This is a genomic window from Gilliamella sp. B3783, assembly GCF_026536125.1.
Lineage (GTDB): Bacteria > Pseudomonadota > Gammaproteobacteria > Enterobacterales > Orbaceae > Gilliamella.
Map to the genome: position 1 here is coordinate 125,841 of NZ_JAFNOU010000003.1, position 14,538 is coordinate 140,378.

At 32.6% G+C, this 14,538-nt stretch carries 15 protein-coding genes; 10 read left to right on the forward strand and 5 right to left on the reverse strand.

Annotated elements, in window-relative coordinates; genetic code table 11:
• Nucleotides 1–20: 20 nt before the first annotated feature.
• Nucleotides 21–980, reverse strand: coding sequence for a glycosyltransferase family 8 protein (locus tag J3U59_RS04205; protein WP_267333163.1), 960 nt, complete (start codon nucleotides 978–980; stop codon nucleotides 21–23).
• A 132-nt stretch (nucleotides 981–1,112) separates the two neighbouring features.
• On the opposite strand from J3U59_RS04205, the gene J3U59_RS04210 reads away from it, so the two are divergent.
• The 4 genes from J3U59_RS04210 (at nucleotide 1,113) to tsaB (ending at nucleotide 6,012) form a co-directional block, all read left to right on the forward strand.
• Nucleotides 1,113–2,090 carry a glycosyltransferase family 8 protein gene (locus J3U59_RS04210; RefSeq protein WP_267333162.1) on the forward strand — a complete coding sequence of 326 codons (978 nt, stop codon included), beginning with the start codon at nucleotides 1,113–1,115 and terminating at the stop codon, nucleotides 2,088–2,090.
• Between the two features lie 11 nt (nucleotides 2,091–2,101).
• Entirely contained in the window at nucleotides 2,102–3,073 is a 972-nt protein-coding gene (locus J3U59_RS04215) for a glycosyltransferase family 8 protein (protein ID WP_267333161.1), read from the forward strand.
• A 332-nt stretch (nucleotides 3,074–3,405) separates the two neighbouring features.
• Complete coding sequence (locus J3U59_RS04220; RefSeq protein ID WP_267333160.1) at nucleotides 3,406–5,313, forward strand: ATP-dependent DNA helicase; 1,908 nt, start codon at nucleotides 3,406–3,408, stop codon at nucleotides 5,311–5,313.
• A gap of 18 nt (nucleotides 5,314–5,331) precedes the next feature.
• Nucleotides 5,332–6,012 (forward strand): tRNA (adenosine(37)-N6)-threonylcarbamoyltransferase complex dimerization subunit type 1 TsaB, encoded by a 681-nt coding sequence (tsaB, locus tag J3U59_RS04225; RefSeq protein ID WP_267333159.1) that lies wholly within the window; start codon nucleotides 5,332–5,334, stop codon nucleotides 6,010–6,012.
• Nucleotides 6,013–6,056: 44 nt separating this feature from the next.
• Here tsaB and J3U59_RS04230 read toward each other — a convergent pair whose 3' ends face one another.
• On the reverse strand, nucleotides 6,057–6,323 hold the full coding sequence (locus J3U59_RS04230; RefSeq protein ID WP_065634979.1) for a GrxA family glutaredoxin: 267 nt from the start codon (nucleotides 6,321–6,323) through the stop codon (nucleotides 6,057–6,059).
• A 485-nt stretch (nucleotides 6,324–6,808) separates the two neighbouring features.
• Between J3U59_RS04230 and J3U59_RS04235 the strand changes: the two genes are divergently transcribed.
• From J3U59_RS04235 to J3U59_RS04250, 4 genes are all read left to right on the forward strand, one after another.
• Nucleotides 6,809–7,486, forward strand: a complete 678-nt coding sequence (locus tag J3U59_RS04235) for a DUF2884 family protein (protein WP_267333158.1) — start codon at nucleotides 6,809–6,811, stop codon at nucleotides 7,484–7,486.
• Between the two features lie 80 nt (nucleotides 7,487–7,566).
• Nucleotides 7,567–8,418 (forward strand): bifunctional methylenetetrahydrofolate dehydrogenase/methenyltetrahydrofolate cyclohydrolase FolD, encoded by an 852-nt coding sequence (folD, locus tag J3U59_RS04240; RefSeq protein WP_267333157.1) that lies wholly within the window; start codon nucleotides 7,567–7,569, stop codon nucleotides 8,416–8,418.
• 67 nt (nucleotides 8,419–8,485) lie between these two features.
• Nucleotides 8,486–8,977, forward strand: coding sequence for a peptidylprolyl isomerase B (gene ppiB, locus J3U59_RS04245; protein WP_065634976.1), 492 nt, complete (start codon nucleotides 8,486–8,488; stop codon nucleotides 8,975–8,977).
• Entirely contained in the window at nucleotides 8,970–9,722 is a 753-nt protein-coding gene (locus tag J3U59_RS04250; RefSeq protein ID WP_267333156.1) for a UDP-2,3-diacylglucosamine diphosphatase, read from the forward strand. Before ppiB ends, J3U59_RS04250 begins: the two co-directional genes overlap by 8 nt.
• On the opposite strand, the gene modC is transcribed toward J3U59_RS04250, so the two are convergent.
• The 3 genes from modC to modA are packed head-to-tail and all read right to left on the reverse strand — an operon-like array spanning nucleotide 9,701 to nucleotide 11,841.
• Complete coding sequence (gene modC, locus J3U59_RS04255; protein ID WP_267333155.1) at nucleotides 9,701–10,381, reverse strand: molybdenum ABC transporter ATP-binding protein; 681 nt, start codon at nucleotides 10,379–10,381, stop codon at nucleotides 9,701–9,703. The two genes, J3U59_RS04250 and modC, sit on opposite strands and share 22 nt — an antisense overlap.
• A 6-nt stretch (nucleotides 10,382–10,387) precedes the next feature.
• Nucleotides 10,388–11,077, reverse strand: coding sequence for a molybdate ABC transporter permease subunit (gene modB / locus J3U59_RS04260; RefSeq protein WP_267333154.1), 690 nt, complete (start codon nucleotides 11,075–11,077; stop codon nucleotides 10,388–10,390).
• An 8-nt stretch (nucleotides 11,078–11,085) separates the two neighbouring features.
• The gene (gene modA, locus J3U59_RS04265; protein ID WP_416379560.1) at nucleotides 11,086–11,841 is read right to left on the reverse strand and encodes a molybdate ABC transporter substrate-binding protein; all 756 of its coding nucleotides are present in this window, start codon (nucleotides 11,839–11,841) and stop codon (nucleotides 11,086–11,088) included.
• A gap of 379 nt (nucleotides 11,842–12,220) precedes the next feature.
• On the opposite strand from modA, the gene J3U59_RS04270 reads away from it, so the two are divergent.
• Together J3U59_RS04270 and modF are read left to right on the forward strand one after the other, a co-directional pair.
• Complete coding sequence (locus tag J3U59_RS04270; protein ID WP_267333152.1) at nucleotides 12,221–13,000, forward strand: TOBE domain-containing protein; 780 nt, start codon at nucleotides 12,221–12,223, stop codon at nucleotides 12,998–13,000.
• A gap of 12 nt (nucleotides 13,001–13,012) precedes the next feature.
• A complete protein-coding gene (modF, locus tag J3U59_RS04275; protein ID WP_267333151.1) occupies nucleotides 13,013–14,473 on the forward strand; it encodes a molybdate ABC transporter ATP-binding protein ModF in 1,461 nt (486 codons plus the stop codon).
• The last annotated feature ends 65 nt before the right edge of the window (nucleotides 14,474–14,538 follow it).

A 14,538-nucleotide genomic window follows, 5' to 3' on the forward strand; every position in this document is an offset into this window, starting at 1 on the left:
AACAAATATATTTAATTAACTTAAGATTGTTTTTTTATTTTCAAGGATATATAAATAAAAAAATATTTTAATCCATTAAATATTTTTTTATTTTTTATAGAATTTTTAGCATAAATACGGTAATCATTAATCCGCATTTTATGCTTATAACTTTTAAGAGGAGTATTTGCCCAAGGGGTAAAGTGTTTATAAAAATTATAAACGTTTTGCGCAAGACCGGTGTGTTCTTGATACCAGATCTTCCTTGCACCAGTGAAATGAATGATGTATGGTAAAGATTCTTTATTGTAGAAAAAAGTCTCTTTTTGATTATCTTTCATCCAAGTAAATAAATAATTCCATTTAGGATCTATATAAGTAACTTGATTTTGTAACACAATGTTTAGTGCATCTTGATCCGGATAAATTAAATTATCTTGTTCAAAAGATAATAATATTTTGTTGCTTTTATTTTCAGTATCAAACTTCATCCAGTTATCAATATTAATATATAGAAAACCGGAATTAAAATAGTTTTCAGTGGTTAACCCAAGCCTTTTATTTTGATTTAACATGTTTTGTTTGTTTAAAGAGTCATGGGTGACGGCACAAACTACAGAGTTTAAATTAGTATCTAATATTTTAGATATGTCGGTAAAACATAACGTATCAGCATCTAAATAAATAAACTTATCAATTATACCTTGTAACAATCTTGGTACCGATAAGCGTATATACATTGATTGATTGATATGTTTTATTTTCATATTTTGATTTTCTGAATATTTATTTAATTCATTTTTTGGGATCTGATAAAGTGTTATTGATGGGCAAATTTGTTGTAGCATTGTTTGTTCTTCTGGAGAAACATCATATAAAAAAACATGAAACTGAATGTTATTATTCAGATTATTAAGAATAATAGAGGTAATCGATACACCTACATGTTCAATATAGTTGGAGTCTGTACAATAAGCAATGTTGATAATTTCTTTGTCCATATTGGATTTTACTTTATATAGTTCACTTCATTCAGTTATTAAATTATAAAATTAATTATATATTCATAGTTTATATTAAGGTATGTTACAATATTTTTAGTTATTTCTCCATAACCTAAAAAACAGTATAAGATGAAAGAAAATCTTTTTGTCAGCAAAATGACAACATTATTCAACAATACCCTCGAATCTTTACCCACTTTGCACTTTGCTTTTTGTTTTGATGATAACTATGCTATGCCTGCTGGAATAGCGATGTCTTCTGTTATTTCAAATAATTTGGATAAAAATCTGGTATTCCATTTGTTTGCTAATAATGTAACTAATGAAAAAATTTTAAGATTTAATCAACTAAATAACGATAATGTTACCATAATTTGCTATGAAATTGGGAATGATTTTTCAATTAATCCCGATACATTGGTTTTACATGTGTCAGCATCGACTTGTTTGCGCTTTGTTGTTCCTCAAATTTTGAACAAAGTGACTTCTCGAGTGTTATATTTAGATTGTGATGTGCTTTGCACTGATAATCTTAATGAATTAATCAATACAGATTTAAATAATAAATATGCAGCTGTGGTGCCTGATGTAGATAAGACTCAAGAAAAACAGAGCACTGCATGTAATATTACTTATGGCGAATATTTTAATGCGGGTATGATTTATATCAATACAGATATGTGGGTAGAAAACAACTTAACCGATAAAGCATTTACTATGATAAATAGCGGTAAAGTCTATAAGTTTGCTGATCAGGATGTATTGAACATTTTAATGAAAGGTAAAACAGTATTTTTACCTCGACGATTTAATAATATAACTGCACTCACTGTTGGTGGAAAAGAGGATGATTTAGTTGGACAACGTTCTGTTATTATTCATTATGTTACCGGCAATAAACCTTGGTATCGATTGTATCTAACGCCACTTTATCAACAGTATCTGTTATTATCACCTTGGGCAAATGATAAACTATTACTAGCCAATGAGAATGCACCGTCGACAACAAGGCGTTATGCCAAAATGCTTGCTAAGGAGCATAAATATTTTTCAGCTTTTAAATATTATTTATTGTATTTAAAACATAAAGCTTTTAAAAAACACTAAAGGTTTATTTTGTGATTGATGTTGATAAATTTATTACTACAAAAAATGAATTATTATCTAACTTTATTAACAATGAAGATGTATTACATATTCTTTTATGTTTTGATGATAATTATGCCTTACCTGCTGGTGTAAATATTATTTCAGTTATCGAAAATAATAAAAAATATCAGCTTCATTTTCATTTGTTTACACACAGTATTTCAGATGAAAATAGAAAAAAATTTGCTTCAATAAACTCTAATAACGTTAATATAACTGAATATGTTATCAATGATCATTTTCAAGTTGATCATAAAAATACAGAGCAATTTCCAATTTCTGCATGTGTTCGATTAATTGCCCCTATGATTTTGAAACATGTCACTGACAGATTACTTTATATTGATAGTGATACACTTTGTCTTAAGTCTTTGGAATTTATCAATGAAACTAATTTAGATTCGGCAATTATTGCTGCTGTTGCCGATGTCGCTTATATGCAAGAGTCTCAATGCGTTAAATATAATATTGCCTTTGGTTCTTATTTTAATTCAGGTGTTATGTTAATTAATATTCCGTTATGGTGTCAGGAAAATATTACCTCTAAAACATTACAATTATTAAATAGTGGTAAAAAATACCAATTTCCAGACCAAGATGTATTAAATATTGCTATAGGTGAACGAAGAGTGATATTAGAAAATAGATTTAATAATCTATTAGCATTATCAATTAATGGAAATGAAGATGCTATGGTGCCAGACAATACGGTAATAATTCATTACATTACTAAAAATAAACCTTGGCATGAACCTTATCGATCTAAATTATTTGATTATTATTTAGAAAAATCACCATGGAAAAATGCCTCTTTAATCCCCTATAACAATAAAAAGACCTCATCAATTCGGGCATACTCTCGGTTGATGTTCAAGCAAAAAAAATATTTGGCGGGAATTAAACATTATCTTATTTATTTAAAAACAAAATTAAAAAAATAATATACTATTTTTTTATTGGTTTTAACGGTAAATCAGGATTACAGTTTTAAAAGTTGATTTTTTTATGGTTATTCGATGAGTGAGTAATAGTTATATGTTTTGTTATATTAAAATAGCGTATCTATTACCGACCATGGTTAGATATATCTTTTTTCGGTGGTTACTGGTATAGTATACAACTTATTTTAGTCGTTAGTTGTTCAATTCAGTTACAATAAATCCATCATAATTTTGATGATGAAATCATTTTATTCTGACGTTATTCCTGAAATATTTTTCTTAATTTTATTTATGTGTTGAACTTATCTTATTCATTAGTAGGTGCATGTTAAGTGGTTGATGATTTTGCCGAGAATGGTTTACTGGCGAAAGCAATAGATGGTTTTGTGGCAAGAGAGCCGCAGCGCAATATGGCCAATAAAGTTTCGGAATCAATAAAAAAACAACGCTCTCTTGTAGTTGAAGCTGGCACAGGAACCGGTAAAACATTTGCTTATCTTGTTCCCGCTCTTCGTAGTGATAAAAAAGTTATTTTATCTACTGGATCAAAAAATCTTCAAGAACAGTTATATAGCAAAGATTTGCCAATTATCAAAAAGGCATTAAATTTTACAGGTAAAATAGCATTGCTTAAAGGTCGAGCTAATTATCTTTGTTTGGAACGTTTATATCATCAATATGCTGCCGCGGGGGACCTTGATAAAACGTTAAGGGTTGACTTAGTCCGTGTTAAAAATTGGTCGATTAAAACTAAAGATGGTGATATTAGCAAATGTACAACTGTAACTGAAGACAATCTCATTTGGCCATTATTAACCAGCACTAATGATAATTGCTTAGGAAGTGATTGTGAACATTATAATGATTGTTATGTTGTTAAAGCCCGTAAACGAGCATTAAATGCTGATGTAGTGGTGGTTAACCATCATCTCTTTTTGGCTGATGTTGTTGTAAAAGACACGGGATTTGGCGAATTGATTCCTAAAGCCGATGTTATGATTTTTGATGAAGCTCATCAATTGCCGGATCTGGCTTGTCACTATTTTGGCCAACAATTGACTAGTCGTCAACTTTTTGATCTTGCTAAAGAAATTAACCTCACTTATCGCACTGAAGTAAAAGATATGTCGCAACTACAACAATGTGCAGATAAATTACAAAAATGTACTCAAGATTTACGTCTAGCAATTAATCAGCAATCGCCAAAAGGTAATTTGCGTTATTTATTTCATCAAGAAGACGTTAAAAAAGAATTATCTTATCTCATTGATGCGTTAACTTTTTGTCATGAAGTATTGCAACTAGCTGTTGGACGTTCTTCAACATTAGATAACTGTTTTGAAAGAGTCGGTCAATACAGCATGTTATTAAAGCGATTACAGCAAACCGATGTAACAGGATTCAGTTATTGGTATGAAAGTAGTTATAACTATTTTGTTTTTGCTTTAACACCATTATCGGTGGCAGATAAATTTACAGAACTATTAGCAGAACGTAAAGGCAGTTGGATTTTTACTTCAGCAACGCTTTCTGTCAATAATCAATTAGATTATTTTACTAAACGTTTAGGTTTAACCGATGCCGATTCACTTATTTTAGAAAGTCCTTTTGATTATATACATCAAACGGTTTTATGTGTACCTCGTTATATTCCATCGCCAAATGAACAAGGAAATGCTGAAAAATTAGTTGATATCTTATTGCCAGTCATAGAAGCAAACAAAGGGCGTTGCTTCTTTTTATGCACTTCATATGCAATGATGCATGCTTTAGCTAAACAGTTTCGAGAATTGACAAAACTCCCCGTTTTAGTACAGGGTGAAACGAGTAAAATCAAATTGTTAGATCAGTTTATCCACAGTGGTAATGCATTATTAATTGCAACAAGTAGTTTTTGGGAAGGAATTGATGTTAGGGGAGATACTTTGTCTTGTGTTATTATTGACAAACTCCCTTTTACATCACCTGATGATCCGTTAATTAAAGCGCGTATGGAAGATTGTCAAATGCAAGGTGGTGATGCCTTCAACGAAGTGCAGTTACCTGAAGCGGTGATTACTTTAAAACAGGGCGTAGGGCGATTAATTCGCCATCATAATGATCGCGGTGCAATTATAATCTGTGATAATCGTTTAGTTATGCGACCCTATGGCGCAACATTTATTAACAGCTTACCACCATCACCAAGAACACGTGATATAAACAAGGTTAAAGAATTTTTATTAAAAAAAGTTAACTAATAAAAAATTGGAAAAAACATGAGTACTATTTTAGCCATTGATACCTCAACAGAAGCTTGTTCAGTAGCTTTACTCTATTGTAATGAAATTACGCACGATTTTAAAATATCGGCCCGCGATCATACCAAGCAAATTTTACCGATGATTGATAATATTCTTAAACAATCTAACTGTTCCTTGTCACAAATTGATGCAATTGCGTTTGGACAAGGACCAGGTAGTTTTACGGGTGTACGTATTGGTATTAGTGTTGCTCAAGGGTTAGCATTAGGCATTGATAAACCCATGATAGGGGTATCAACGTTAATGATTTTAGCTCAAGGTGCTTATCGAACCAATCATGCAACGCACGTTTTAGCCGCCATTGATGCTAGAATGAGTGAGGTGTATTTAGGGCAATACCGTTATGAGCATAATCAATGGCAAGCTATGATTCCAGAATGCGTAATTGCACCTAAATGTGTTTTTGACAAAGTAGAAAATCTTAGTAGCGATACCTACAGTGCGGGAACCGGCTGGCAAACCTATCCTGATATGATAAACACTATCAAGCAAAGTGATATACTATTACCCCATGCTCAAGATTTGGTTGTTTTAGCTCAACAAAAATGGCAAAACAATGAATGGGTCTCAGTAGAGGATGTTGAACCGACCTATTTGCGCAATGAAGTCACTTGGAAAAAGCTTCCCGGTCGATAAAATAAAAGCCACAAACTGTGGCTTTTATTTTAGTAGATTACTTTTTATTCTTTAAAAAGTCCCAAATGTTCTTTTGCATAAGCTTCAAAATCTGTACAACCACCAATTGGTTTTTCATCAATGAAAATTTGTGGAACGGTTTCGACAGGTTTACCCACGCTTTTAGACAGATCTTCTTTAGTAATGCCTTCTTCGTTTATATCAACATAACGATAAGAAAAATCATCACGTTCTTGTGATAACTTTTCAGCTAATTCTTTAGCTCTTGAACAATATGGACAGCCCTGACGGCCAAAAATTACAGTATACATTTTTCACCTCTAATCATTTATTTAAGTTTATTTCACTATACTGAATTTTGATAGAAAAAAAAGCACTTAAACATAGTTAATTAAATAGATTATATCTATTGATAATAAATTTTGAAAGTAAATAGAACCCCAAATTTAATAATTAACATCAGATTGATTATTTATATGTCAATTTGAGCGTTATTGCGTTTAACGTGAATTTTATACTTTAGCTGAAATAAGTTGCACTTAAATAAAACATCAACGCCACAAAATTAAAAATTATTCATGTAGTCGACAGTCATTTTGATTTTAGGCGAGATTTTTTAACATAAAAATAGATTAATATTTGTCTGTTTTGATCGGTTTCATTTTGCGAAAACTATCTATTAAAAATGATATTTCAAGTAGCTTAATATAAAATGGCATCTGGTTTATGCGTTTGTGTTCAATCTGTATCAAACGTAAAGTTTTTATTCAGTAAACTTATTAAATAGTGGGTATATATGTTAAAAAAATTATTGTTAATTCTATTAATATTCCCAGTTATCGCCGTAGCTAAACAAAAACAATGCGCTGTTAAACCCAGCTATGATATTACTATAACTGAAAAAAATGTGCGAATTTTCAATAAAAATAGTGATCTAACTATTTTATCTAATGGGAATGTCGAGCTCAATCAAAGCCCCGTTTTGCTAAATGCACAACAACAAAAACAGACGTTAATGTTTCAAAAGAATATTAGGCAACAGCTACCACAACTTGAACAGCAGGCTTTAACTATGTTGTCTAGCGTTAAATTTAGTTTTGAAAATGCGATTAAAAATAAGCTTGGCAATGATAGTAAGTTACAAAGTGAATTAAATAAATTATACAAAAGATTAGTAAAATTGTTACACCAGTCGATTATTACGGAAAATGGTAGAACAGAATTTCACTATCAAAATTTTAATAATTTGAAAAAAGATGGCGAAGAGATAGGCCAACGAATTTTTTATAATGTTGTGGGGGGGAGTCTAGTCAATTTTAACTTCTTTCAAAATTATGCCACAATCAATGAAATTTCAAAAAATGAATGGAAAGCACAAAAGCCAAAACTTAAGGCTTTTGATGCCCATATTTGTTCAGTTATTACTGATATAAATAATCAATATCAGCAAATATTAAGCGAACTCGAGCATTGATAAATAAGTCAATAGACATTGATACAAACTTTTGCGAAAATAGCCTATCTTAAACGATAGAATGAAAGACATAGAGATTTATGACAGCACGTATAATTGATGGCAAACAGTTAGCTCAGCAAATTAGAAATGACATTGCAAATAAAGTAAAAGAACGCGTCGCTAAAGGATTATCTATTCCTGGACTTGCTGTTATCCAAGTTGGTTCGGATCCGGCTTCAAAAATTTATGTGCAAAATAAACAAAAAGCATGTGATGAAGTTGGTTTTGCATCATTTGCTTATGATTTTCCTCAATCAACGACCGAAGCTTTGTTAACACTGATTGACGAGCTCAATGAGCGTAAAGATGTTCATGGTATCTTAGTGCAACTTCCGTTACCTGATAATATCGATAAAACTAAAGTCCTTGAACGGATCCATCCAAGTAAAGATGTTGACGGTTTTCACCCATATAATATCGGACATTTACTACAAAGAGACCCAATTTTACGTCCTTGTACGCCTTATGGCGTCGTGAAAATGTTACAATCAACAGGCGTCAATTTATCTGGACTGAATGCTACGGTTGTAGGCGCGTCGAGTATTGTTGGGCGGCCAATGGCATTAGAACTGTTATTATTAGGTTGTACAACGACTATTACCCATAGCCGTACTATAGATTTAGCTAAACATGTAAGCAATGCTGATATTGTTGTTGCCGGTGTTGGAATAGCTAATTATGTAAAAGGTGAGTGGATAAAACCAGGTGCAATAGTGATTGATGTTGGTATTAATCGATTACCAAATGGTAAGCTTGCTGGTGATGTAGAGTTTGAAACTGCCGTTGAGCGAGCTGGATGGATAACGCCAGTTCCAGGCGGTGTTGGCCCTATGACTGTCGCTATGCTTATGAGTAACACCCTTGAAGCATGTGAAAAATTTAGTCATTGATTTGATAGATTCGATGAATTTTGGATTGGTAGATGTACATTAAAAAAATGGAAATAAGGAACATTTTATGATTATATTTCACACTTCTTTAGGTGATATTAAAATTAAAACCTTCGATAATGAAGCGCCAGAAACGGTTAAAAATTTTGTTGAATATTGCAAAGAGGGTTTTTACAACAACACTGTATTTCATCGTGTGATTAATAATTTTATGATTCAAGGTGGTGGTTTTGAACCTGGTATGAAACAGAAAAAAACCAAAGCACCTATTAAAAATGAAGCTGATAATGGTCTGAAAAATGATCGGGGTACTTTAGCGATGGCTCGCACCTCTGATCCTCATTCAGCGACTGCACAGTTTTTTATTAATGTAGTGGATAATGATTATTTGAATTATCGATCACCTGATGTAAATGGTTATGGTTATTGTGTATTTGCGCAGGTTGTTGATGGTATGGATGTGGTAGATAAAATTAAAGCAGTCAAAACAGGTCGAAGTGGCATGCATTCCGATGTGCCTGTTGAAGATGTGATTATCAAGAGTGTAACGGTTGAATAATCCTACTCGTTATTTTATTGCAGATATTCATCTTACTGATAATGAACCTGCTCACGATCATTTTGATATAACAGCAGGTTTTTTATCTTTCTTAGACAGTTTACCCGATCACTGTGAACTTTATATTTTAGGTGATCTTTTTGACTATTGGATTGGAGACGATGTCAATTCAATCTTACATAGTAAAATTGCCGATGCGCTAAATGAACTTTCTAACCGACATATAAAAAAATATTTTGTACATGGTAATCGTGATTTTTTATTAGGTAAAAAATATGCTAATGCCTGTGATATGACAATATTGCCAGAGATTAATTGTTTACCTAATCAAGATAGCAATATTGTATTTTTGCATGGTGATGTGTTATGTCTTGATGATCCACAATATCAAAAATTCCGTAAAGTAATGCATAAAAAATGGTTACAAACCCTTTTTTTATTATTGCCACTTCGTATTCGTTTAAAAATAGCAGGTAAACTACGTCAAGAAAGCAGTGCACATAATCAAATCAAGTCAGAAAATATTATGGATGTTAATCAAGATGCCGTTGAAAACATGATGAGCAATTATAATGCTAACATAATGGTACATGGTCATACGCATAAACCGGCAACTCATCATTTTTTTATTAACAATCAGCCAGTAACTCGTCTGGTCCTTGGGGCTTGGCATGACGGTATATCTTTTATTAAGCAAGAAGCGAACAGTAATATTTTAAAACTTTATAACCACTCTTTTAAATAATCAGTTTGTAAAATGCTATCTTTTTCGCCAAAATCTCTTAATTTACCTTGTTCTAAGATTAATACATAGTTGGCGATACGCTTAACTTCATTTATGTTATGGGTGACGTAAATGACGGGTATTTTTATTTCATTAATTAACTGGTCGATATAACTTAACAGCTCTTTTTTTCTCGGCATATCCAGGGCTGATAATGGTTCATCCATTAATAATAATTGTGGGTAAGTTAATAACGCTCGTCCAATAGCAACACGTTGTTTTTCTCCGCCAGATAGCATGGCAGGATAACGATTTAATAAATGACCAATATTAAGTACTTCAATCATTTCATCTAATTTTTGCAAATGGAGTTTGTTCATGCCATATGTCAGGTTTTTCAACACGTTATAGTGAGGAAACAACAAAGCATCTTGAAAGACGGTTGCAATTTTTCGTTTTTCAGGCGGAATAAAAATATTTTGAGTGGTGGCAACCAACATCACTTGGTTAAGCGAGATATTGCCATGGTCAGGTTTAATCAGTCCATTAATAAGATTTATTAAAGTTGATTTTCCCGAGCCTGATACGCCTAAAATTGCTGTCACTCCTTGGCAAGGTATTGAGTGTTTAAATTCAAATGCAAAGGAAGATAGTTGTTTTTTTACATCTATTTCTAACATAACTCATTATCCAAATAATTTCTGCTTGTGCCAACGATTGAGCATTTCGGATAAAAATAGTGCCGCCAAAGACAACACAATGGATATTATACATAACCTCAATGCAGCATGTTCGCCATTAGGCATTTGTAACAGCGTATACATAGCAAGCGGTAGTGTTCGCGTTTCACCTTGGATATTAGAAACAAAAGTAATAGTTGCACCAAATTCACCTAAACATCTTGCAAAACCTAATACAATCCCCATTAAAATGCCAGGAAATGCTAATGGTAGCGTAATTGTTATAAATACTTTTAATGGATTTGCACCTAATGTTCGAGCAACACATTCTAAACGTAAATCGATGGATTCAATTGCTAGACGAATGGAGCGAACCATCAATGGAAATGCCACAACTGCCGATGCTAATGCAGCACCTTGCCAATTAAAACTAAAGCTTATCTGTAAATAATAACTTAACCACTCCCCTATAAAGCCATGTCGTCCCATGGTTATTAGCAGCAAATAACCTAAAACGACAGGGGGTAAAACTAGAGGCAAATGCACAATACTATCAAAAAGTGATTTACCTAAAAATTGGCATCTAGCTAAAATCCATGCAGTCAAAATACCAATTGGTAAACTGAATAAAATTGCAGCCCCCGCGATTTTTAAGCTCAGTAGCAGTGTTTGCCATTCATATTCGGTCAATATCATGATTTTTATTATTTTGTTACAAAACCATATTTTTCAAATATGCGTTTAGCTTCAGGTGATTTTAAATATTGATAAAACTCTTTCGCTTCGGGTTTTAACAATGCTATTGGGTACTCAATAGGATCAAATGAGTTAGCAGGAAAAACACCAATGATTTTGACTTTATCACTAACTTTTGCATCTGTGCTATATACAATGCCTAATGCAGCTTCGTTACGTTCAACCAGCATTAACGCATCACGTACATTACTTGCTGGTGCAAATTGTGGAGCTAATTTATCAAATACACCTAAATAAGTTAAGGATTCTTTGGCATACAATCCAGCCGGAACATGATCAGGATCGCCAATCGCTAATCTTTCTGTTTTAGGTAAAATTGCATTCCAGTCAGTGCTACTATTAATATCGATTTTTTCTAATTTTGACTGTTTTGGTGCGATTAATACTAAAGAATTTTTAAGTAAATCTTCTTTATTTTTAACTAAATTATGTTCTATTAAATAAGTCATCCATTTTTGATCTGCTGACATAAAAATATCAGCGGGCGCACCTTGTTCGATCTGTTTGGCTAATACCGATGACGAAGCGAACGAAAATATAATTTCCTGATTTTTGTGATTTGTTTTATATTCAGCTGCAATATCTTGCATCGCATTGGTTAATGATGCCGCTGCAAATAGGGTTACTTTTTCAATAGCTAAAGTGGAAAATGTGGTTAATAAGGTTGTTATCATTAAAAAAATGTTAATACGTGTTTTCATCATATCCCTCACGCTAAAAATAACTTTTGTAATTTTGTAAATTGATGATGATGCGTAAAGCGGTAACTGAGATTTAACATAAAAATCGATAATTAAAACCGCTAACATATCGCTCACTCATCAGATGCATCATATTATAATAAACTTTCCGTTATATAAAATAAAATATATCGATAAATTGATAAACCTTTTCCAGATTTAATCATAAGTTAATGATTGTAAATTGGATTGTTCAAAATAACTTAATGATATAATTGATCTAAGAGATCGTTGAAAAGAACATAATTCACTTGACGTAAGTTTTTTGAAGGTCGTTGAAAAAACGTCTACAATAATTGAAATTATCTGAATAAGATGTTTTTCAGTTTATCAAGGTGGTTTCATGAGCTTTTCTCCAGAAATTTTATTAACTATAAATTCAAATCAGCAATTATTTACTGATCCAAGGCGTATAGCATTACTTAAAGCCATTGACCAAACCGGTTCTTTAAGCCAAGCCGCCAAATCAATTGGCATAAGCTATAAAACAGCTTGGGATGCAATAAGCGAAATTAATCGTTTAGCGCCTACGCCATTTTTGATAACGATAACTGGAGGTAAAAATGGTGGGGGAACCAAACTCAGTGCTTATGCCGTCAGATTTATTCAACTTTATGATCTTTTGACTCACATACAGCATAACGCGTTTAATATTTTAAGTGATGATAACGTTCCCCTGGATGATATTTTAAAAGCTACGGCAAAATTATCATTACAAACCAGTGCACGTAATCAATTATATGGCAGTGTTAAACAGATTGAGACCAATAACATTGCCGGTTTTATTACGGTTTTGCTTGGCGATAATCAAACGGAATTAAAAGCTTATATAACTCACAAAAGTCTCGAAAGGTTAAAGTTAACTATGGACAAGACTGTGCTACTGTTAATTAAAGCTCCCTTGATTGAATTAAATGATTCGCTTGAAAATTGTTTATCAGTAACAGTTGAGAAAGTCACAACAGATGGTGAGTGGACTGAAATTGCCTTTTGTTTAGCATCAGGTATGATGCTTTATGCAAGTAAATTAACGAATACAGTTAAAGATTATGCATTAGTTGCAGGCAAAAAGCTGACAATATCAATTGATCCTCAGCATATTATTGTTGCTACATTAGTTTAATTTGAGGTATTTATGTTACATATTGAACACGCACACTATAAAATTAATGATCATAAAGTTTTTATTATTGAATCATTAACCATCAATCAGGGGCATAGTGTTGCTTTTGTTGGGCGTAATGGCAGCGGTAAATCAGTTTTAGCTAAAGCATTAGCCGGTGAACAACCGTTGCTATCGGGTAATGTGACTAATGAGTTTGAATCAATAGCGTATATTTCTTTTGAACAATTACAAAAGTTGGTCGATGAAGAATGGAAGCGCAATAATACTGATATGCTTAGTGAAGGCGAAAATGATACAGGATTAACGACATCGCAAATCATACAGGAATTTAAAACAGATGAAGAGCGATGTTTACAGTTGGCTAAACAGTTTGGTATTAGTCAGCTGCTGACTAGAAAATTTAAATACTTGTCAACAGGTGAAACACGAAAAACGCTAATTTGCAAAGCGTTAATGTCAAATCCCGATTTATTAATTTTAGATGAACCTTTTGATGGTTTAGATGTTTTATCGCGTGAAAATTTAGCTGATAAGCTTGGTGAATTATCTAAACAGGGGGTAACAATCGTATTAGTATTAAATCGTTTTAATGAAATTCCCATTTTTATTGAAGATATTGGTCTGCTTGTTGACTGTCAGCTCTTGAAATTTGGTAGCAAAGCAACAATATTAAATGACGAAACAGTTAAACAGCTAGCTGATCTAGAAAGCTTACCCAATGTACCTTTACCTGATGCAGATGTGCCTCCCGCTGCATTATCCAACGAAATCGATCGTGTGGTTTTAAATAATGGCTATGTCCATTACGATGATAAAGCTATTATCGATGGGTTAACTTGGCGGGTAAAAGCGGGTGAAAACTGGCAAATAGTTGGGCCTAATGGTGCAGGTAAATCAACGCTATTAAGTTTAATTACCGGTGATCATCCTCAAGGATACAGTAATGATCTAACATTATTTGGTCGTAAACGAGGTTCAGGTGAAACTATTTGGGACATTAAAAAGCATATTGGCTATGTTAGTAGTAGTTTACACCTTGATTATCGTGTCAGTTCCAGCGTTAAAACAGTACTCGTTTCGGGTTTTTTTGACTCAATTGGTGTCTATCAAGCCACAAGCGATAAACAAGCAAAGCTAGCCGATGAATGGCTTAAATTGTTAGTATTATACACACAAGCTGATAAGCCTTTTCAATCTCTATCGTGGGGGCAGCAACGATTAGTGCTAATAGCTCGTGCTTTAGTTAAACATCCAACCTTGCTGATTTTAGATGAACCATTGCAAGGATTAGATCATCTTAACCGAGAATTAGTCAAAGGTTGGATAGATCGATTAATCAAGGAAGGAAACACGCAATTATTGTTTGTGTCGCATCATGCCGAAGATGCGCCAAAATGTATCACTCATCGTTTAACTTTTGTTCCTAATTTCGATCTCAGCTATCAATACCAAATTGAGACACTTAAGTAATCATTAGTTAATAGCTATTAAAATCAGTATTAAAAATAGAAATAATCAATAAAAAAAACGTATTT